The organism is Pseudoalteromonas amylolytica (assembly GCF_001854605.1).
In the GTDB taxonomy this organism is placed as follows: domain Bacteria; phylum Pseudomonadota; class Gammaproteobacteria; order Enterobacterales; family Alteromonadaceae; genus Pseudoalteromonas; species Pseudoalteromonas amylolytica.
The window spans coordinates 158705-180022 of sequence record NZ_MKJU01000026.1 but is presented as its reverse complement, the minus strand read 5'-3'; the positions used below and the strand labels follow the sequence as shown (position 1 = coordinate 180022).

General features: G+C 43.7%; 20 protein-coding genes and 1 tRNA gene. 15 read left to right on the top strand and 6 right to left on the bottom strand.

Translation table 11 applies throughout. The features are described from left to right. Positions 1 to 87 precede the first annotated feature (87 nt). Both BET10_RS11630 and BET10_RS11625 read left to right on the top strand, forming a co-directional pair. Positions 88 to 172, top strand: a tRNA-Leu gene (locus BET10_RS11630). Between the two features lie 158 nt (positions 173 to 330). Further along, positions 331 to 1020 carry a zeta toxin family protein gene (locus BET10_RS11625; protein ID WP_070985751.1) on the top strand — a complete coding sequence of 230 codons (690 nt, stop codon included), beginning with the start codon at positions 331 to 333 and terminating at the stop codon, positions 1018 to 1020. A gap of 13 nt (positions 1021 to 1033) precedes the next feature. Here the strand turns inward: BET10_RS11625 and BET10_RS11620 are convergent, their stop codons facing one another. Next, the gene (locus BET10_RS11620; RefSeq protein WP_070985750.1) at positions 1034 to 1414 is read right to left on the bottom strand and encodes a hypothetical protein; all 381 of its coding nucleotides are present in this window, start codon (positions 1412 to 1414) and stop codon (positions 1034 to 1036) included. Positions 1415 to 1744: 330 nt separating this feature from the next. Between BET10_RS11620 and BET10_RS11615 the strand changes: the two genes are divergently transcribed. Continuing rightward, positions 1745 to 2305, top strand: a complete 561-nt coding sequence (locus BET10_RS11615) for a phosphoribosyltransferase (protein WP_070985749.1) — start codon at positions 1745 to 1747, stop codon at positions 2303 to 2305. A gap of 32 nt (positions 2306 to 2337) precedes the next feature. On the opposite strand, the gene BET10_RS11610 is transcribed toward BET10_RS11615, so the two are convergent. Further along, on the bottom strand, positions 2338 to 2994 hold the full coding sequence (locus BET10_RS11610; RefSeq protein ID WP_070985748.1) for a Crp/Fnr family transcriptional regulator: 657 nt from the start codon (positions 2992 to 2994) through the stop codon (positions 2338 to 2340). Between the two features lie 246 nt (positions 2995 to 3240). On the opposite strand from BET10_RS11610, the gene BET10_RS11605 reads away from it, so the two are divergent. Further along, complete coding sequence (locus BET10_RS11605) at positions 3241 to 3456, top strand: YgjV family protein (RefSeq protein ID WP_070985747.1); 216 nt, start codon at positions 3241 to 3243, stop codon at positions 3454 to 3456. A gap of 19 nt (positions 3457 to 3475) precedes the next feature. On the opposite strand, the gene BET10_RS11600 is transcribed toward BET10_RS11605, so the two are convergent. Continuing rightward, complete coding sequence (locus BET10_RS11600) at positions 3476 to 5116, bottom strand: amidohydrolase (RefSeq protein ID WP_070985746.1); 1641 nt, start codon at positions 5114 to 5116, stop codon at positions 3476 to 3478. Between the two features lie 108 nt (positions 5117 to 5224). Between BET10_RS11600 and BET10_RS11595 the strand changes: the two genes are divergently transcribed. Further along, a complete protein-coding gene (locus BET10_RS11595) occupies positions 5225 to 5725 on the top strand; it encodes a DUF1543 domain-containing protein (RefSeq protein ID WP_070985745.1) in 501 nt (166 codons plus the stop codon). A gap of 3 nt (positions 5726 to 5728) precedes the next feature. Here the strand turns inward: BET10_RS11595 and BET10_RS11590 are convergent, their stop codons facing one another. Further along, a complete protein-coding gene (locus tag BET10_RS11590) occupies positions 5729 to 5944 on the bottom strand; it encodes a hypothetical protein (protein WP_070985744.1) in 216 nt (71 codons plus the stop codon). A 212-nt stretch (positions 5945 to 6156) separates the two neighbouring features. Between BET10_RS11590 and proB the strand changes: the two genes are divergently transcribed. The 6 genes from proB (at position 6157) to BET10_RS11560 (ending at position 12473) form a co-directional block, all read left to right on the top strand. Then, positions 6157 to 7260, top strand: a complete 1104-nt coding sequence (proB, locus tag BET10_RS11585; RefSeq protein ID WP_170829142.1) for a glutamate 5-kinase — start codon at positions 6157 to 6159, stop codon at positions 7258 to 7260. Between the two features lie 77 nt (positions 7261 to 7337). Continuing rightward, complete coding sequence (locus tag BET10_RS11580; RefSeq protein WP_070985742.1) at positions 7338 to 8336, top strand: GGDEF domain-containing protein; 999 nt, start codon at positions 7338 to 7340, stop codon at positions 8334 to 8336. Between the two features lie 46 nt (positions 8337 to 8382). After that, entirely contained in the window at positions 8383 to 8748 is a 366-nt protein-coding gene (locus BET10_RS11575) for a glutaredoxin family protein (protein WP_070985741.1), read from the top strand. 97 nt (positions 8749 to 8845) lie between these two features. Beyond that, positions 8846 to 10330 (top strand): glutamate--tRNA ligase, encoded by a 1485-nt coding sequence (gltX, locus tag BET10_RS11570; protein ID WP_070985740.1) that lies wholly within the window; start codon positions 8846 to 8848, stop codon positions 10328 to 10330. 142 nt (positions 10331 to 10472) lie between these two features. Beyond that, complete coding sequence (locus BET10_RS11565) at positions 10473 to 11165, top strand: DUF3581 family protein (protein WP_070985739.1); 693 nt, start codon at positions 10473 to 10475, stop codon at positions 11163 to 11165. 78 nt (positions 11166 to 11243) lie between these two features. Further along, the gene (locus BET10_RS11560) at positions 11244 to 12473 is read left to right on the top strand and encodes a DEAD/DEAH box helicase (RefSeq protein ID WP_070985738.1); all 1230 of its coding nucleotides are present in this window, start codon (positions 11244 to 11246) and stop codon (positions 12471 to 12473) included. 47 nt (positions 12474 to 12520) lie between these two features. Here the strand turns inward: BET10_RS11560 and BET10_RS11555 are convergent, their stop codons facing one another. Beyond that, positions 12521 to 13477, bottom strand: a complete 957-nt coding sequence (locus BET10_RS11555; protein WP_070985737.1) for a methylenetetrahydrofolate reductase — start codon at positions 13475 to 13477, stop codon at positions 12521 to 12523. A 262-nt stretch (positions 13478 to 13739) separates the two neighbouring features. Here BET10_RS11555 and BET10_RS11550 point away from each other — a divergent pair, with 262 nt between their 5' ends. The 3 genes from BET10_RS11550 (at position 13740) to BET10_RS11540 (ending at position 18269) form a co-directional block, all read left to right on the top strand. Further along, the gene (locus tag BET10_RS11550) at positions 13740 to 16607 is read left to right on the top strand and encodes a M16 family metallopeptidase (RefSeq protein ID WP_070985736.1); all 2868 of its coding nucleotides are present in this window, start codon (positions 13740 to 13742) and stop codon (positions 16605 to 16607) included. A gap of 193 nt (positions 16608 to 16800) precedes the next feature. After that, positions 16801 to 17622 (top strand): serine O-acetyltransferase, encoded by an 822-nt coding sequence (gene cysE / locus BET10_RS11545; RefSeq protein WP_070985735.1) that lies wholly within the window; start codon positions 16801 to 16803, stop codon positions 17620 to 17622. 26 nt (positions 17623 to 17648) lie between these two features. Further along, a complete protein-coding gene (locus BET10_RS11540) occupies positions 17649 to 18269 on the top strand; it encodes a hypothetical protein (protein ID WP_139158545.1) in 621 nt (206 codons plus the stop codon). Here BET10_RS11540 and xseA read toward each other — a convergent pair. Continuing rightward, positions 18263 to 19618 (bottom strand): exodeoxyribonuclease VII large subunit, encoded by a 1356-nt coding sequence (xseA, locus tag BET10_RS11535; protein WP_070985733.1) that lies wholly within the window; start codon positions 19616 to 19618, stop codon positions 18263 to 18265. The two genes, BET10_RS11540 and xseA, sit on opposite strands and share 7 nt — an antisense overlap. A gap of 132 nt (positions 19619 to 19750) precedes the next feature. On the opposite strand from xseA, the gene guaB reads away from it, so the two are divergent. Beyond that, positions 19751 to 21220 carry an IMP dehydrogenase gene (guaB, locus tag BET10_RS11530; RefSeq protein ID WP_070985732.1) on the top strand — a complete coding sequence of 490 codons (1470 nt, stop codon included), beginning with the start codon at positions 19751 to 19753 and terminating at the stop codon, positions 21218 to 21220. Positions 21221 to 21318 lie beyond the last annotated feature (98 nt).

The following is a 21318-nucleotide window of genomic DNA, read 5'->3' as shown; positions in this document are numbered from 1 at the left end:
TAGAGACGAAGGCAATATAAACAAAGCCCTAGCTCAAAGTGGTTTTTCTTTATTTTCTCTTGTTTTAGAAGATGAAAGAAAAATTATGCCAGTGTGATGGAATTGGTAGACATGACGGATTCAAAATCCGTTGCCTTCGGGCGTGGCGGTTCAAGTCCGCCCACTGGTACCACTTTTTATAACCCTAGCCGTTTGGCTGGGGTTTTTTTATGCCTGTAACTAAATGATATGTTTAGTATCCGCTTTAACCTATGCTGTGGTTATCTGCTGTTTCAATTATTTTGTTTATGCTACATTAGCTGAGGACATCAGGATGTTTAGGGCAGAGAAATGCTTTCGATAAACCAAGTTGTGTACAGCATTACAGGCTACCAGTTTAATGACATAGCGCGGGTTTTTGAACACCTCGATATTAGTGAGCAAGACTGGCCATATAGGCAAGCTGAAGCTGAAATTGAGGCTCTCATTTGTGCAAAGCTACAAACCCAACACAAACAAAAAACTCCAATGTTTGAGGTTGTATCAGGTATTCCTTTTTCTGGAAAAAGCTCATTTATTCAAAGCAAAAAAGGTGACTTTTTAGGTTATCTGCTTATTTCGTTTGATGCGCTGATGAAAGAGCTATCCTATTATCAAAACCTGTTGCAGGTAGATAGCGAGCTGGCGTTCCATAAATGTGAGCTGGTGGCCAGGGTGCTTGGCTATGAGTTGCTACAGAGGGCGTTGGAAATGAAGTGTAATATTGTATTTGAGCATAGCTCTACACCTAAGCAGCATTTGGAACTTTACAAAGTCATTGTAAATCAATATGGATATGAGCTGCGCATCCATTACATTCAATGCTCTTCACAATTGGCAAAGCAGCGAGCCGAGCGGCAAAACTCACTACGGGATGGTGGTAGATATACGCCTATTAAATACATTGATGAGCGCTTTAATGCATTGCAAAACATGATGATTCGATATAAAAAGCATTTTGTCGTCAATGAAGTGGAGCAAAGCGAGTTTGCTCCACGTTAAAATTTTTTCATTGTCAAAACCACAGTAAGTATAACCAAGCGCTTGAGAGAATTACAGGTAGGCCAAATGCGTTGAGTCTGCCCAAATATTTAGCCCAGCCACCGGCACCAAAATCAGTTACTTGTGAAGCAGGTGCAGAAGGCTGCTGTGCTTGCTGTTTGTTTCGTTCGGCACCAATACTGATGTATGCACCTGCGATGCCCGACAGGGTCAACAGGGCGCTGGCCAGACCAACCGCCGGCAAGACTATTGCAAGCTGAGCATCTAGTGTTAAGCTTCCTGAAAACACTTTAGAGTAAGAAGCAAATAAAAAACCTTGAAAAGCAAGCATCCAACCAAGTCGCCTATGGATCAGCTCTTCTTCGTGTACGATTCTATCCTTTAATTCAGCCATATTAATTCCTTAAACAACAATCTCATAATAGAGCGACGTTATCATCAATACCGATAAATAGAGTCAGTTAATTGATTTTTATAGTGTGTTAAACGCCAAAAAGCCTTATTTGGGGCCTGTCATGTCTGCGCTGTACGCCATTCATATGCGTTTAGATGCAATTGCGCATTATCTTTTCATTAGCCAATACATCAACACAAGCATTTTTTATTTATCTACGCTAAAATAAGCGGTTATTACTTAAGCTGCGTTAACTGGTTTATACCCTTAAGGTAACTGGCTCGCAGCAGATAACACACGATATTATTTGGTTCTCACGGGGTTTTTTGTATGTCAGATAAGTGCTATATCACTGCACAGCAACTATTGGAAGATTCATTTCGCGTTGCAGCGCAAGTCTATGAAGATGGGTTTCGTCCTGATTTTATTATTGGTATTTGGCGTGGTGGTGCACCCATTGGTATAGCGGTACAAGAGTACTACGACTACAAAGGAATAGAAACCGATCATATCGCGGTACGCACGTCATCCTATTACGGCATTGGTAAGCAATCGAAAGAAATTAAAGTACATGGGCTTCACTACATCATAGAAAACGCGAATGCGGGTGACTCACTGCTGATAGTGGATGATGTTTTTGACTCAGGCCGTAGCATCTATGCGCTTAAAGAAAAGCTGGCGGAGTTGATGCGTCTCAATTTACCAAAAGATATTCGCGTTGCTTGTCCATACTACAAGCCAAAAAATACGAAAGTGCCGATGAAACCTGATTACTTTATTCACGAATCAGATGAGTGGCTGGTGTTTCCACATGAGCTTTCAGGCCTAACACCAGATGAAATTATTGAAGGCAAGTCTGACTTGAGCAACATTCAGGATTTGTTTAAGTAAGCCAAATATATGGCTTGCCGAATGGCAAGCCATTAAATCTGTGCAAAGCTGTCTACAAACTCTTCCAACGCATCCAAATCTACAGGTTTTAGGCCTTCACTACTTCTGATAATCAAACCTTTATCTACTAACTCAGTCACTACACGTCGATAGGCACGCTCGGTTGTGGCAAAGCGCTCAGCTTCCGCATTAACCGTAGGATAAGCGCGAAGTAGGGTAGGGTTGTTGTTTTCTGCGCGTAACAAACAGTCTTTAGCAATATTGTAGCTAAGCGGTAATAGCAATTTGTCGAGGTTGATTTTTTGGTTCTCAGCAAACTTTGCCGCAATGGTTTGTGCGGTATATAAACTTAATTCGGGTTGATCAAGTAACAGTTGGCGCCAATGTTTCAGCTCAATTAGGTTATATTGTACATCGCTTAAACAAGTGACCGTATAGATACAAGGTTGGTTGTTTAGGGCTTCAATTTCACCGATCAAGGTATTATTACAATCCAGCTGCCCTAGCAGCAAACGGCGGCCATTACCCACATCATAGCTAAATGATACGGTGCCACTTCTGACTAAAATTAGCTTAGTTAAAGGTTCGTCTTGATGGATTAATACGTCTTTTTTGTTGTGTACAAAAGCGTTGCCCGCAAAGCTAAGCAATTGTTCCACTAAGTTCGTCGAAAAATGATATTGAAACATCTAGATGGCTCTTCGGACATTTGTCCTATTTATTAATATTGAATAAAGATAGCATGAAGACATTGCTTTTACGCTAACTCACACCTGCTATTGAGGTTTTCCTCGTTTAGCCCCCATCCCGTGTTAGAGCTTACTAGGGTACTAATTCAAGGGGTTTGTGGGTTAGCTTTTTTCTTCTAGGCTTAATCTTACACACATTGTTACTACGCGACCCACTATGCTAACTCAACTGACCGGAGAGAACAAATGACTTGGGAATATTTAGGCTATATTGCCTCTGTTTTTTTGGTTATCTCGTTAATGATGAGTAATGTGGTTAAATTGCGTTGGTTTAACCTAACCGGGTGTGTATGTTTTACCGTTTATGGTGTGATGATTGAGGCGTGGCCAGTTGCTTTTACAAATGGCCTTTTAGCAGTGGTCAATCTATATCACTTGTATAAGCTACATCGGGCATGCTAAGCCCGATGTCACTTTTAGCTTAGCGTTGATACACTAAGCTACCTGCCAGCCAAGTCTGTAAAACCTGAATATCATCTATTTGCGATATAGGCACTTTGAAGTAATCTTGATCCAGTAAAATAAAGTCTGCCCATTTACCTTGCTCTAAACTACCTAGTTTATATTCTTGAAATGCAGCGTAAGCCGCATCAAGTGTAAATGCGCGTAGTGCTTGCTCTCTATTTAATCGCTCGGCAGCACGCCATCCCCCTTCCGGCTGATTTGTGCGCGACATACGTGTGATCGCAGCATGGAGACCATGAAATGGGTTGGCAAGCTCAACCGGAAAGTCGGAACCTGCCGCTATTTTACTGCCCTGTTTTAAGAATGTTTGCCACGCGTAGGCACCTCGTAATTGCTGTTCGTCTAAGCGCTGTTCGGCCATATGCATATCCGAGGTTGCATGAATAGGCTGCATTGAAGGGATAATGGCTAGTGCTTTAAAGCGTGGGATATCGTCTGGGTGAACAATTTGTGCGTGCTCAATGCGGTTACGCAGTAGTTTACCGCCCACTTGTTTGAATATTTTCTCATAGCTATCGAGCACGATACGGTTTGCTCTATCACCAATGGCGTGAGTATGAGCGCTATAACCACTGGAGAAACTTTGCTTCAACAGGTTTTCAAGCTGGTTTTGCGTTTCCAGCATCAAACCTTGATAACCAGCTCTATCATGGTAGTCATCTAGCAATGCTGCGCCACGACTGCCTAATGCACCATCTGCATAGATTTTCACACTACGAATAGACAGAAAATCATCTTTATCTTTAATGACGCCTTGCCCTAACATCTTTGCTAAGTGCGGGTCGGCCGCGCTGAGCATTGCGTAAATACGAATAGGGAGTGTGTGTTGCTCAGCACGCTGTTGGTATAGTTGCCATGTTTTATACGCGATACCCGCATCATGTGCAGAGGTGATCCCCAAACCCAATAGATGTTCACCCGCCTTATTCAGGGCCCGTTGTCTTTGCTCGTCACTCATAGGAGGAATGTGTGTATTGACCAGCTGTTCCGCTTTGTCGATGAATATGCCACTGGGTTTATTTTTTGCTAGACGTAAAATTTCACCGCCAGCAGGGGCTTGAGTTTGCGTATTGATACCCGCAAGTTGCATCGCCTTAGAGTTAACCCAAATCGCGTGACCATCGACGCGGGTGAGCACAACAGGGCGATCTTTAACATAACGGTCTAGATCCGCTGCGGTTGGAAACTCTTTTTCTGGCCACAACGTTTGATCCCAGCCTCGACCTAATATCCAGCCCTCGGGTGCTTGCTTTGCGTATTCGCGAAGACGCTTACCTACTTCAGCAACCGTTTTGCTGCCGCGTACATCAAGTCGCATCAGGTTATTTCCAAGGCCGATGATATGACCATGTGCATCTACAAGCCCTGGCAGCAGTGTTTTTCCTTTACCGTCTATTCTCACCGCGTTTGGAAACTGCTTTAGGGTATTGTCATCTCCTGTTTTGATAACCTTGCCATCTTTAAACACCAATACTGAAAATGACTCTACGGATCCTTGTTTGGTCGGTGTGTAGCCTTGGACATTGTGGATCATGGTTGTTTTGGCCTGTACCATCAGGCTACAAAGCAAAACACTCAGGCTTACTAAAAGTTTCATAGGCTTAGTCCATGTCGATTGTTATTTTTGTAACCCACCTTAGCGTAGTTTTAGCTTTGACTCAAAATAATGATATTATTGGTTTTTGTTCTACATTAAGGGACTGGAATGAAGTTATTTATGGTTTACTTGGGTGGTCGCGTAGCGGGTTGCCATATCGAGATGCACGATGTGCGTTTTGTTGTTGGGGAAAAGATTGAAGATTGCTATCAAAAGCTAAAAGCGCAGTGGGTTGGCGATAAATCGGCCGTTCATATGGATTCATACGCTGTTATCGAACATGCGGATGGTTATGAGGTCAGCCTAGTGACTGAGCAACCAAAGCAACAGCAAAAACTGTACTTTGTGAATCTGGGGGCTTATGTTCCAGAGCGCTTAGCGGAACAACATGACTTTGCCTTGTTTGTGGCACAAAGTGAATATGAAGCAAAAGAAAAGGCTAAAGCAGGTTTGCTCAGCGGTATGAGTCATCTACATAAAGACAACCTACATGATGTAGATGACTGTTTTGCGATAGATTTAGTGGACCAACAGTATTTTATTGCCCTTACTCCAAGTGGTAAAAGCCAGCCTATAACACCTGATTGGTTTGGCTATCACATTTTATAATGATCACTCGTCTTCTTGCTTGTCGGCCTTAATCGCCAGTTTAATGGCGACAAGCACCACCGCAAACATTAAAAACGGTAGAGCAGCCAGTGCATATTCAGCGATAGAACTGTCTTGATAATTCGGTTGTAAAATATAGTGCCCACCTATACATAACACTATGGTGATCAGTAGTAGCGGCAACATGATGAGCTCTTTTCGTTTCGAGTGTGTTTTCATTAATCAATCTCCTACTTGCCACTATGACAGTGATTTGCACTCACATTGTTGATGGTGAACATGACTTTGTTCAATGATTGAACACGCATTCTATGGATGAGTGACAACCGTTGTTTAGCGCGCGATTCTAGCACTTTGTGTCTTTATGAACAAAATTTGCTTGTGCCTTTGCCCGGCTCTGATATAACTGATTTTTTATTTCTGAGAGTGGGATTATGGGGCAGCAAACAATCGTCATAAAATTAGGAACTAGTGTGCTCACAGCGGGTGATATTCACCTCAACAAACCCCGTATGGTGGAACTGGTGCGACAATGTGCAACGCTCAAGCAGCAAGGTCATCAAATTGTATTGGTATCAAGTGGCGCAGTCGCTGCGGGTCGCTCTCAGCTAGCCCAACCGGTGGGTGATTCAATCTCAGAGAAACAAATGTTGGCGGCCATCGGTCAAGGGCAGTTAATTCACCTGTGGCAGAGTTTGTTCGCACTTTATGATATTCCAGTGGCACAAATGTTGTTAACCCGTGCGGATGTGGAACATAGGGAGCGTTATTTAACAGCCAGAGATACGTTGACGCAATTATTAAAACACCAAGTCATTCCTATCATCAACGAAAATGACGCGGTTGCAACCAGCGAAATAAAAGTAGGAGACAATGACAATCTATCTGCCATGGTCGCCATCTTAGCGAATGCTAACAAACTGGTATTGTTAACTGACCAAGTAGGGCTGTTCACCGCCGATCCTCGCACAAATCCGCAGGCCGAGTTAATTGCTCAGGTCCATAAAATTGATGATGAGTTGAGAGCGTTAGCCGGTGACAGTGGCACATCACTTGGAACCGGTGGTATGGCAACCAAGTTACAAGCGGCAGATATCGCACAGCGCGCGGGGATCGAAACTGTGATAGCAAAGGGGAGTGAAGCGGATATTGTTCTAAAAATCATGAGCAAAGAAGCACTCAGCACGACGTTCATGCGTTTTGACGCACCGCTAGAGGGGCGGAAAAAGTGGTTATTATCGGCACCAAAATCCACTGGTACCGTGATTATTGATAACGGTGCATGCCTAGCTATTGCACGCCAAGGTGCCAGCTTATTAGCCAAAGGCGTGGTAGGCGTATCAGGCAGCTTTGTTCGGGGAGATCTAATCACCGTGACTGACAGCCAAGGACAAGTGATAGCAAAAGGATTATGTGGATTTTCGGAGCGAGAGCTCGATACCATTAAAGGTTGTCATAGTTTAGATATTGCATCGGCACTTGGTTACAAAGCATCGAGTGTGGTTATCCATCGTGATGATATGGTTTTGCTATAAATCTGTACGGTTAATCACATGCAAAATGAGCGAGTTACGCTAGACTTAAGCTACTGTGTACAACAACAAGGTTGCAGATGGAAAAAATATCATCGTGTGGCTATGAATGGACTATAGGGCTGATTTCGCAAAATAGTGAACACACTTTAGATAGCTGCTTAGCCAATACATTGAATCAGCTATTGGGTGATTCCGGTATATTTGCCTTTTACTTCAGTAAAAGCCTTTCTGTACAGCAAACACCTTGTTTAACGCTAGCATCAACAGGTAAGCAGCTTTGCGATGAAAACAAAACAGCCTTATTGGAAGTTGACGTGCCGCCATTGTTAGAGCGTCTACGGAAACTAAATCAGGACGTGCAGCTACTTAATTTAGCACACATACAAGTGCTGCCCGTGAGATATCAAGGGTTGGTGCTGGGGTTTTTAGTGCTTCACAATCAATCTATCATTCCGACTTCTGGGTACTCGGTACTCAATCACATTCTTAATGTATATGTGCATCAATTGGCGACACTACAATACGCACGTATGGACCCATTAACACAGTTATTGAACCGTCAGACCTTTGATGAAAAAATCATCGATATCGCTTCGGGAAAAGAAGCATGGCTGGTTCGTGAGAGCAAGCAGCAGCTCCATTGGTATATGGCTATCGCGGACATCGACTTATTTAAACATGTTAATGACAATTATGGTCACGTCATCGGTGACGAGGTGATATTACTGGTTGCACAGTTACTAAAAAGTAACTTTCGGGCGGGAGACTACGTTTTTCGTTATGGTGGCGAAGAGTTTGCAATAGTATTTCCGTGTGAACACGAAGCTAAAGCCATGGCTAAACTAGATGGTGTACGCGCCTTGATAGCCGACACTCGGTTTCCTCAGGTGGGAAAAGTAACAATTAGTATGGGATTTGTTGAATTAAAAGATGCTGCGCAGGTTGCTGATTTTGTTAATCGAGCAGACAGAGCGCTCTACCAATCTAAGCAAGATGGCCGCAATAAAGTGACCGCATATTCGAGCTTAAAAGATAAACAAAATAACCATCATTCAGGTGATATTGAATTGTTTTAGCCTGTGTTAATATAGCGCCCATTAACTTTAATAAATGGGAGCGAGCATGAAATTTGTACGTTGGTTTTTGGGTCGAATTATTCTACTTTTGGATTTTATTTTTACACCTCGTAGCAAAAAACGCCCTGAGGATGCACAGCAAAAGCTCGATGAGCAAACTGCTCAACTAAAATTATATCAATTCCAAGCCTGTCCATTTTGCGTCAAAGTACGTCGAGCGATTAAACGCGAAGGTTTAAAAATCGAAACGCGTGATGCCAAGAACAATGCGCAATTTCGTCAAGAGTTGGCGGAACAAGGCGGAAAGATCAAGGTACCTTGTCTGCGCATCGAACAAGGCAGTAATGTACAATGGCTGTACGAATCTAGCGATATTGTTAGCTACCTAGAAAAGCTTGAAAAAGCCGCATAATTTACAGTTGCAAACGTTGTAGAGCGTTTGAGATACCCCGCGGTTATGCTAGCATAGCCGCCCATAATCTATTGTCAGACATTTAAAGAGAAACACCATGACTATCCGTACTCGTGTTGCCCCCTCACCCACAGGTGATCCGCATTTAGGTACCGCTTATATTGCCCTTTTTAACTACTGTTTTGCTAAGCAGCAAGGTGGCGAGTTTGTTTTACGTATCGAAGATACCGATCAGGTACGCAGTACACAAGAATCAGAGCAGGCGATCATGGATAGCTTACGCTGGTTAGGATTGAACTGGGATCACGGTCCAGATGTGGGTGGTGAGTTTGGTCCTTATCGTCAATCAGAACGTAGTGAGCTTTACAAAAAGTATGCCCATCAGCTCGTTGAGCAAGGTAAGGCGTTTTATTGTTTCGTAACGGCTGAAGAGCTGGATGAAATGCGCGAACAGCAAATGGCTGAAGGCTTACGCCCAAAGTATGACGGTCGTGGTTTATTACTGAGCGAAGAACAGGTTAAAGAAAACTTAGCTGCCGGCAAGCCGTATGTAATTCGCATGAAAATTCCAAGCGAAGGTACTTTTAAGTTCAATGATTATCTACGTGGCGAGATTGAGATCCCATGGGAAAACATTGACATGCAAGTATTGCTCAAAGCGGATGGGTTTCCGACCTATTTCTTAGCGAACGTGGTTGATGACCACCATATGCAGATAAGCCATATCTTCCGAGGTGAAGAATGGATCAACTCAGCACCTAAATTATTAAAGTTATACGAAGATTTTGGTTGGGAGCCACCTGTGTTGGGTCACTTACCGTTATTACGCAACCCAGATAAGTCAAAGCTGTCTAAGCGTAAAAACCCGACCTCAATTAACTACTATAAAGAGATGGGCTTCCTACCTGAAGCGGTCTTAAACTACTTGGGCCGCATGGGTTGGTCAATGCCTGATGAGCGCGAAAAATTCACCTTAGCTGAGATGATTGAACACTTTGATATGAAGCGTGTATCACTTGGTGGCCCAGTATTTGATGTAGACAAACTAAGCTGGCTAAACGGGTTGTGGATCCGCGAAAACCTTTCAGATGAAGAGCTTATTCAACGTTTTGTGGATTGGAAGTTTAATGCACAAACATTAGCTCGCATTCTTCCAGAAGCGAAGGCGCGTATTAATACGTTGTCTGATTTGGTGGACTTGGCAGGGCACTTTGTATCAGGTCAACCTGACTATGATCCAGCGTTACTGACAGCAGGTAAAGCGGATGAAGAAACGGTTCGCCAAGCATTACAGTTCTTTATTTGGCAGTTAGAAGGGCTTCGTAGCTGGAATAAGTCGGAAATCTTCGCAACAGCGAAAGCGGTTGCTAACTTCCACGAATTGAAGATAAAAGATTTCTTAGAGCCAATCTTTGTTGCGATTACTGGTAAACAGTCTTCAACATCAGTGGTTGATGCGATGGAAATTTTAGGTTCGGACCTGTCTCGTGCTCGCTTACGCGTTGCATTAGCACACATTGGCGTGTCTAAAAAGCAGGCTAAGAAGCTTGAGAAAGCATATCGAGACTTTCCTCAAGACTAATTTAACTATCTGATATTAATAATAAAAGCCACAGTTCGGTTATTGTGGCTTTTTTATTATGCAGAAAATTAAACAGATATGACCTCTAACAAGCTATATTCTGTTAACATAGCGCGGTTTTTAGTCGTGAAAGAAAAGGTCTATGTTAAGTCAATTTTTCCAGCAAGATGGTGATCAAGTTGTGATCAGTCGTGAGCAAGGCAGTGAGTTTGCCAAGCGTGTGGCTGATGATTTTAATCCTTTGCATGATGTCGATGCGAAAAAGTTTTGTGTACCAGGAGACTTATTGTTTGCACTGGTATTGGCAAAGTATGGTGTTAGCGAAAATATGCACTTTACGTTTGCCGGCATGGTTGATGAAACATCAAGGTTAGACTTTCCGGCTGGAGGTGATTCATTTGACATTACCTCTAATGACAAGGTTATGCTATCGGTAAAAAGAGAGGGTGAAAACAATCTGTGCCAAACACTGGTTGATAGTTTGACCAAGAACTATGTTGAATTTTCAGGCACAACCTTTCCACATGTCATCATTCCACTTATGGCACAAAAGCAGGTTATGATTAACCCAGCTCGCCCTATGGTAATTTATGAGTCAATGGCTATTCATTTAGATAAACTAGATGTAAAGACGTTAGACTTGGAAGCAGCGACACCCGAATTTGATTACGAAGGGAAACGAGGCAAGATCATCTTGCGCTTTAACCTGCTCAGTGAGGGTCAAAAGGTGGGTTATGGTGAAAAGCACATGGTAGTATCGGGTATTCGAGACTATTGCCAAGAGATGGTTGATGGTTTGATTGACTATTACAACGATAGAAAAGCCACTTTGTAATCACTCACAGCTAAAGCGCGCATCCCAAGCGCGCTTTTGTTATACTGCCAAGCATCTTCGTTTATATCCGGTTTATCCATGTCATTCCAAGCTTTATCTCTTTGCGGCGAACTTGCTCAAGCGCTTAACAAACTCAATTTCACAGCGCCAACCCCCGTACAAACACAATGTATACCAGTAGTATTAGCAGGGCATGATTTAGTCGCGACTGCGCAAACGGGAACCGGTAAAACAGCGGCTTTTATGTTGCCAATTTTAGAGCGTTTACTGGCCAGTCCCGAGCGCCAAGGAACCGTTAGGGCGTTGGTAGTGACACCAACCCGCGAGCTGGCGCAACAAGTCGCCCAAAGTGCTCAAAGTTATGCACAGTGTACAGCTTTAAAAATGGTCTGTTTGTATGGCGGGGCAAATATCGGGCCTCAAGAGAAGGCATTAAAAGCGGGTTCGGATGTGGTTGTGGCGACACCGGGCCGTTTACTTGATCATTTGATTAAAGGCACGCTATCACTTGCGCAGGTAGAACATCTGGTTTTTGATGAAGCGGATAGAATTTTAGATATGGGTTTTATTGGCGAAATCAAACGTATTATGCGCCATTTACCAGCACAGAGACAAACTTTGCTCTTTTCTGCCACCATAGATGAGCAGGTACAAAGCTTAGTAAAACAGTGGCTCAATGACCCTAAACGCGTAAGCATTGACAAAGAGAACAGCGCAGCACAGCAGGTGGAGCAAGTCTTTTACGCTGTGGATGAAGACAGAAAGCGTGAACTGATGTCGCACTTGATTGGCAAAAACAACTGGCAGCAGGTGTTGGTATTCACTCGTACCAAGAATATGGCGGATAGCCTCGCGAAGGAGCTCAACAAAGATGGCTTGGCGACCCTTGCAATTCATGGCGATAAGTCTCAGGGGGCGAGAGACAAAGCGCTAGAGCAATTCAAAAGTGGTAAAACACGTGTGCTGGTGGCAACGGATGTGGCAGCTAGAGGGTTAGACATAGTTGACTTAGACTACGTGATTAATGCCGAGCTTCCTTATGTTGCTGAGGATTATGTTCACCGTATTGGTCGTACGGGGCGCGCGGGAAAAACCGGCTACGCAATGTCTTTAGTGAGTATCGATGAACAGTGGCTGTTAGAAGAAATCGAAGTGTTGCTGGACGAGCGACTAACACCACAGTGGCTGCCAGGGTATGAGCCTGATTTAACCAAAGAGCCCAAAGATAACCGCAAAAACTCCAACAAGTCTCGTAAGCAAAGAGACAAAAAGCGTATTTTAAACAAACGCTCGACACGTCGCCGTTAACTTACCAGTTAAAATCACAAATAAAAAAAGCACTGAGTGCTTTTTTATTATGCAATTTGCTTTTCTGCAAGTGTGAGTTCCATCGTTGCTTTTAAAAGCCGATATAAATTGATTGACGCGTCAATCTCTTCTTTACGGTTTGTTAAACTCTCAATGTTTAAACCCAGCGGCACATCTAAATGCGCACAGCTTCTTAAGATCTGATCGAGGTTTTCACGGCAGATGCGAATAGATTCACTCAATGAGTTATCGGCATCTAAAATGCGCCATTTAGTCGCTTCAGGTACAGAAATTCCCAGCCACTGCATAAACTCGAGCGTTTTCTCACCTCCACATGGCGTAAACGTTAAAATAACACGCTTGGGCGTCAGTCCTTGTTGCTTACATGAGCGTGCGTAGCTGGTGATCAAATCAACTGTCGCTTGTGCGTTATATACCGCTTGAGAGATAAAGAACTCGCATCCTTGTGTGGTTTTCTCCAGCAGCCTTTCATGTTCATTGCGTTTGCTAGCATGGCGCTCTGCAATGGTAACACCACCCAAGAAGAACTCTTCCTGATGTTCAGCAAGTGCTGCATAGGCCTCGGGCAGGCTGAGTTTAATATCGCCAGTAGATGAAGGGCTGCCTACCAAAACCAAGTTTTTTAGGCCGTATTGTGCTTTGGTGTTATCTAACCAACTATTAAATTCAGAAGCTTCACGTTGTGCGACACTTTTGTAAGTGATGACGTCCAGTTGTGACAGTTCACTGATCAGCTGAGAATATTCGCACGGGTCAACTGTATGTTTAAAAGGAAAAGGGCGTGGCGCTTGTGTGCGACTACTTTCGTCTTGAATGTCATAGATGACTACACCGTCATATTCAATTTCATGTAAGCGACCGAGCAGTTTAGTGGCAATGCTTTTTAGTTTCGTGGTGTCGGTTCCCACCTTTGGTGGGGTTGTTCCGATTAAATATACTCCCTGATTGGAGTCTAATATTTTCTCTTGCAGTGATAACGCCATGATCCTCATCCCAGCTCAATGTGTGTCGATAAAGGATAATATAGCAGCCATTTAGACGTCTAGATAGATTTTTATAGTGAAAGTTATTCAATGAATATGAAATTAATTCAAGTTCACTTGGCTTTTTATGCGGTTGTTAACATATTTATTTACACAATTTTGACTTGGCGGGTGTTACCTCAATGATAAATTATTGCATAATGGTCTGTGATCAAAGCACTTATCAGCTATGGCAGTGCAAACAACAAATTCAGGGAAAACTATGAAATTTAAACATTTGGCAGTGAGCCTTGCGGTAACATTGGCCTTGGCAGGTTGCGTTAGTAAAGGTACTAACCAATCGACAAACATCGTTCAAACACAAAGTAACAGCAAAGTATTCTCACAAGATTACGTATTAGAAGAATTAGAAAATGGGTTGCGCGTCATGGTGGTTAAAACGGACTACCCAGACGTAGTGTCAGTGCATATTCCTGTATCGGTCGGTTCTCGCGATGAAGTTGAACCGGGCCGTACCGGTTTTGCTCATTTCTTTGAGCATATGATGTTTAAAGGCTCAAAAAAATATCCAAAAGATGTGTATGCCGATATCTTGAAAAACTCAGGGGTAGATAACCGCGCATACACAACCAACGACTATACCAACTATTATCTGAGCTTTACTAAGCAACATTTAGATAAGGTATTGGAAATACAGGCCGATATATTTCAAAACCTAACATACACCGAAGCACAGTTCCGCACTGAGGCGTTGACGGTTAAAGGGGAGTATTTAAAGAATAACGCGAATCCGATTCGCCAGTTGTTAGCTGCGGTGCGCAAAGAGGCGTTTGAAAAGCACACATACAAGCATACGACAATGGGCTTTTTTGAAGACATTGAAGCCATGCCGGATCAGATGGCCTATGGACAAACCTTCTTTGAGCGTTTTTATAACCCAGAGTATGTATCTTTAGTGATTGTCGGTGATGTAGACCCACAAGAGACTATCGCCATGGTGAAAAAACATTGGGGTGGTTGGGAGCGAGGCGATTATGTTTCAGATGTACCACAAGAGCCAAAGCAAGATGCACCTAAATATGTACATAAACAAAGTGAAGGGTTACCGGGTCACTGGCTATTGGTGTCATACAAAGGCGCTGCGTGGCAGCCAGAAGCAAAGGATAGAGCGGCGCTTGATCTAATCTCGGATCTGTACTTTTCAGAAACGTCGGAACTATATCAGCAGTTAGTAGTAGAGAAACAAATAGCCAGTCAAATACTGACATACAATCCCCAAACCAAAGATCCAGGCCTACGACATGTATTTGTTAAGGTAGACAACGCAGAAGACTTAGCGACTGTGCGTGATGCCATTAACCAAACTTATGCTAAGGCGCGTACAGAGCTTGTAAATGAAGATAAGCTAAATGCACTTAAATCGAATAGAAAATATAGCTTTATTAATGGTCTTGATTCATCGCAAGCCATTGCGTCACAGCTAGCTCAATACATGCACTTTGAACGAGATCCTGAAGTGATCAACCAGTTGTATGCAACCGCTGATGCCATCACCGCGCAGGATATCAAAGCGATTGCTAACAAGTACTTTGTGGACTCTAATCGTACTACTGTAACCATGTCGGCGCAGGCCTCAATCGATGGGTTTGACAATGAAGTGTCGCTACAGGCATTAGTTGATAAGGCAAATAAGCCGACTGAACGCCACTTTAAGGTAGTTGATAATAGCAATAGCTCACCGCTTGTTGACGTAAACTTACTATTTTATACCGGGGCTGCGGCAGATCCCGATGGTAAAAAAGGCTTGGCAGCGATGACGGCGGCCATGATTGCCAATGGTGGCTCTCAGACCAAGGCATATAAAGAAATTCAAAAGGCTTTGTATCCAATTGCAGGCACTTTCAACTATCAAATCGACAAAGAGATGTTGTCATTACGTGGTCGTGTTCACAAAGACAACATCCATCCATGGTATGCGCTGGTCAGTGAGCAGTTACTCAACCCTGGATTTAGGGCTGAAGACTTCAGCCGTTTGAAAAAAGAAATGTTGGACAACATCAAGGCGGGCCTAAAATCATCAAATGATGAAGAGTTAGGTAAAGAGGTGCTTTATCATAAGTTGTATCAGGGACACCCTTATGAAAATTATAACTTAGGCGACTTGTCTGATCTTGAAGCCATGACCTTAGATGACGTCAAAGCCTTCTATCAGCAACAGCTAACTCAAGCTAAGCTGAATGTGGGTATCACAGGAGCCATGCCAGAGGATATCAAAGCTAGATTATTTGCAGACCTAACTAAGCTGCCTAAAGGTGATGAAAAGCGTTTAAATATACCTGATGCGCCAGCGTTGAACGGTCATCACGCCACGATTGTGGAAAAAAGTGCGAAATCTACAGCGGTATCGTTCGGTTTTCCAATTGACACCATTCGCAGCAACAAAGACTGGACGGCACTTTGGTTGGTTCGATCGTATTTTGGTGAACATAGAAACTCGAATAGCTTCCTGTATCAGCGTATTCGTGAAACGCGTGGTATGAACTATGGTGATTATGCCTACATAGAATATTTCCCACGTGGCATGTTCCAAACGGTACCAGATGCAAACTTGGGTCGTTCGGAGCAAATATTCCAAGTTTGGTTACGCCCATTGCGTTCTAATAATGATGCACATTTTGCCACCCGTGTTGCACTATTTGAGCTAGATAAGCTCATTAAAGAGGGTATGAGCGAAGCAGACTTTGCTGCAACTCGTAATTTCCTAAGCAATTACGTGGCTCAGCTTGTTTCAAGCCAAGACCGTCAACTAGGTTATGCACTAGATAGCCAGTTTTATAACATTGAAGGGTTTGTTGATTATGTGCGCAAGCAACTAGCTAGTTTGACTGTAGAGGATGTTAATCGAGTGATCCGAGAGAACTTACAAACGGAGCATATACAGTACGTATTTGTAACGGGTGACGGTAAAGATATGGCACAGCGATTGGCAGAAGAAACGCCTTCACCAATGAGCTATAACTCTGAAAAACCAGAGCAATTGTTACAAGAAGATAAGCGTATTGCCTCATACAAACTAAGCATCCCTAAGCAGAATATTGAAGTACTTGAAGTGAATTCAGTATTTGAATAATACGCGGAGCAAGTTGAGCTAAAAAAGCCGCACTTAATGTGCGGCTTTTTAATTGTCAAGCTGTCATAAGCATACGTTGCGCGGCAAATAGCACTTTGTTATAACTAATTACTATATAGTTTTTTATTACGGTAACACCTGTGGGTGTTTTGTCGTTAGAATCTGTGGTGTTAATTTGAATAAAGGTATCGCTATGCGTCATGAAATATGGCAACAACTTCGCGCCGAAGCAAAAGAGCTTGTTAGCCACGAGCCATTGCTAGCCAGTCATGTATATTCAAGTATTTTGAATCATGAATGTCTGGGCGCAGCTCTGAGTTTTATCGTGGCTAATAAACTGGCCGATGCAGTGGTATCAGCGTTCACGATTCGTGAACTATTTGATCAGGCCTTTGTTGATTGTGACAATATGCTCACTCATGTTGCTCATGACATTAAAGCGGTAAAAGACAGAGACCCAGCAGCGGATAGTTACCTAACGGTAATGCTAAACCTTAAAGGTTTTCATTCTATACAGGCACATAGGTTAGCGCATTGTTTGTGGCGACAAAACCGTAAAGAGCTGGCACGATTCATCCAGAGTCGAACCTCAGAAGTGTTTGGTGTAGATATTCATCCCGCGTGTAAAGTCGGTCACGGTATCATGTTTGACCATGCAACCGGTATCGTGATTGGTGAAACAGCACTAATTGAAGATAATGTATCTATTTTACAATCGGTTACGCTTGGAGGGACGGGTAACGAGCAAGGTGACAGACACCCTAAGATCAGAGCCGGTGTACTCATTGGCGCGGGGGCTAAAGTACTGGGGAATATCGAAGTTGGTGAAGGTGCTCGAATAGGTGCAGGTTCAGTTGTACTCAACCCTGTTGCTCCGCATACGACCGTGGTTGGTGTCCCAGCTAAAACTGTTGGTAAACCTTGCAGCCCTTGCCCTGCAGAGAGTATGAATCAAAACTTCTTAGAAGACAGTGATGACCCAAAGAATGAATCGCAAACCAGTGCTATGATTTAGAGGCTGCTGTGAGAGGGTTTATAGGATTGATCTTATTACTGTTTGCTTTCGCAATGGGGATCATGGTGGAGCGGTTATGGCTGGCTGCACCACCTACAGTAATTGAGAATCAGGGAATTGCGACAACACATCCACAGATGCCAAAGGAGAGGCGGTACATGCCTATACCTTCACCCTCTGACAAACCAGGGCCACAAATAGAATCAGCAAACAGCACTATAGAGCAATTACAAGCGCAAAATCGTCAACTCCAGCAGCAACTTTTAGTTGCTCAACAACAAACAAGCGCGCCAGCGATACAGTTGGCTAATGGTGATTTAAGCGCTGTGTTATCGCAACAATATCAGCAGGAAGCTCGTGATGGATTGTGGGCTGACGAGTTAGAGTTACTGATCAACGACTTTCTCTATCAAAGCGACTTAAGTCATCTCGTTTCGTTATACAGCTATGGCTGTAAAACCACCGTGTGCCAGGTGGAGCTAGTCCCCAGCGTTCCCGTTGATGAATTTGACGAAGCAAACTGGCGGGCAGTCAGTAAAAAGTTGTTTGAGCAAAGTTGGTTCAAACGTTTTACGATGAGTACATCTTCTAGTACCAGCGAGCGTATGCAGATTTACTTAAGTACTCAACAAGTGGTCGATCAATAAGGTTTTATATTCACTATATGGGAGTGAACTTCCCCATCGTGCAATCGAGTCACCAGCGGTTGTTGAGTGTTAACTTGTGCCACAGACTTGATAACCGATTGCTGTTGGCTGGTAATACTATAGCCACGTGCTAGTACATTCAAAGGGCTCACGCTATCGAGCCTAGCGGCGTAAAGAGCCAGTTGATTCTGGCGTAGCTGTTGTTGCTTTTGCATTGCTTGGATAAGCGCATTTTTAAGCTGTTGCAACTGTTGCGTGCTGTCTTGTAGACGTCGTGTTGGGTGCTGGTGGCTTAAGCGCTGCTTTACCAAACCAAGGTGGCTACTACGCTGGCTCTGCATTTGTAAAAATGCACGGCTTAAACGGCTCGACAATTCATCGACTCTTTGTTGCTGCTGCAATAATTGATTTTCAGGATGCTGCAATTTGAGTCGTTGTTCGAGCGTTGCACAGTAATGTCTGGTATGTTTGATAGCTTGCTGTACTTGTATATGAAGTGCGCGTTTGTACTGCATAAGTTGTTGCTGTAAAGCCATTTGGTCTGGGCTCACCAGTTCGGCAGCAGCAGATGGTGTCGCAGCTCTTAAGTCAGCAACATAATCACTGATGGTAGTATCTATCTCATGACCCACGGCACTGATCACGGGTAATTGGCTCGCAAAAATAGCACGAGCCAGCGGCTCTTCGTTAAAGCACCACATGTCTTCGAGTGAGCCGCCTCCTCGACCAATGATAAGTACGTCAACCTCGGCACGTTGATTTGCTATCGTTAATTTTTCAATCAACTGGAGGTGTGCTTCTTTGCCCTGTACTTGAGCGGGGTAAATGATGACTTCCAGTTGCGGCGCTCGGCGTTTGAGTACGGTTAAGATATCTTTGATAGCGGCCCCTGTGGCGGAGGTGATCACGCCAACTTTATTTATTTGGCTTGGCATTGGCTTTTTATGAACGCTACTAAACAAGCCTTCTGCGGCTAAACGCATTTTTAGTTCATCGAATTGTTGTTTTAGCAAGCCTTCACCCGCTGCTTCCATCTTTTCAACAATAAGCTGATAATCACCCCGAGGCTCATACACAGAGACTCGTGCTTGTACCTCTACTTGAGCGCCATTGGTTGGCTTGTATTGACAGTAACGGTTATTACCGCGCCACATGGCCGCTTTAATTTGCGCCTTGTCATCTTTCAAAGAAAAATACCAATGTCCGGAAGCAGGGGCCACAAAGTTAGAAATCTCTCCACTGAGACGAATCGAAGCAAAACCTTGCTCCAAAATGCTTCTAATTTCTCTGTTTAGGCGAGAAACGGTGTAAGTTGATGAGGCACCAGAATGAAAGCCAGACAATGACATAGAACGCTCCATAAAAAATTCACGGCTACTTTATCATATTTTTTGCGAAATATTATTTACTCCACCCCTGAACGCTGATAAAATTTCGCCGCAATTCCTTATACTCAGTTCCACGTGAGAGAAACCGCAACCATGCTAAGAATTGCAAAAGAAGCCCTAACCTTTGATGATGTGCTATTAGTTCCTGCACATTCTACTGTTTTACCTCATACAGCAAATCTATCAACGCGATTGACGCGTGGTATTACACTAAACCTGCCGCTTGTTTCTGCATCTATGGATACAGTAACAGAAGCTCGCCTTGCTATTGCGCTTGCGCAAGAAGGCGGAATTGGTTTTATTCACAAGAACATGACCATTGAAGAGCAAGCGCGCAATGTACGCAAAGTAAAAGCGTATGAAGCGGGCATTGTATCTTTTCCGGTTACTGTTTCTGCTGATCTAACGATTGCGCAAGCAAATGCATTAGCAGAAGAAAAAGGTTTTTCTGGATTTCCTGTAACTGGCAAAGATAATCAGTTAGAGGGGATCGTTACTAGCCGTGACATGCGTTTTGAAACAAAGCTTGATCAGCCTGTTTCAACCGTTATGACTACCAAAGAAAACTTGGTGACGGTTAAAGAAGGTGCTTCTCGCGAAGAGATCTTAGGTCTAATGCATGAGCATCGTATTGAAAAAATCCTAGTGGTTGATGATGCGTTTAAGCTCAGAGGCATGATCACGGTAAAAGATTACCAAAAGGCGCAGGACAAGCCTAACGCTTGTAAAGATGAGCAAGGCCGCTTGCGCGTGGGTGCGGCTGTGGGTGTAGGTGCAGGCACTGACGAGCGTATTGCAGCTTTAGTTGAAGCGGGTGTTGATGTATTGCTAATTGATACCTCACACGGTCATTCTCAAGGTGTAATTGACCGAGTTAAAGCAACCCGTGAAGCTTACCCTGACCTACAAATTGTAGCGGGTAACGTGGCAACTGCGGATGGCGCTATTGCGCTTGCTGACGCTGGTGCTGATGCTGTGAAAGTGGGGATTGGCCCAGGTTCAATCTGTACAACACGTATCGTTACTGGTTGTGGTGTACCGCAGATCACTGCAATTTCAGATGCGGTTGAAGGCTTAAAAGGTCGTGACATTCCTGTGATTGCCGATGGCGGTATTCGTTTCTCAGGTGATATTGTAAAAGCCCTTGTTGCGGGTGCATCTTGCGTCATGGTGGGCTCAATGCTTGCGGGTACTGAAGAGTCTCCGGGTGAAGTTGAACTTTATCAAGGTCGCTATTACAAGTCATACCGTGGCATGGGATCGCTTGGTGCAATGAATCAAAAAGAAGGTTCATCAGACCGTTACTTCCAAAAATCAAACGAAGCGGACAAGTTGGTGCCAGAAGGCATTGAAGGACGAGTTGCTTATAAAGGTCCAATCGCGACGATCATCCATCAGCAAGTCGGTGGTATCCGCAGTGCAATGGGTCTAACAGGTTGTGCAACGATTGCAGAACTAAATACTAAACCGCAGTTTGTACGTGTCACATCTGCGGGTATGGGTGAGTCTCATGTACACGATGTACAGATCACCAAAGAAGCCCCTAACTACCGTCTGGGCTAACACTCAAAAGTGGGCTAGCGATTGCTGGCCCTTCTTAATTTTAAGTAAAGCTGCCTATATATGCTTTACTGAATTTAGTCGTTTACTAACTAACGAGA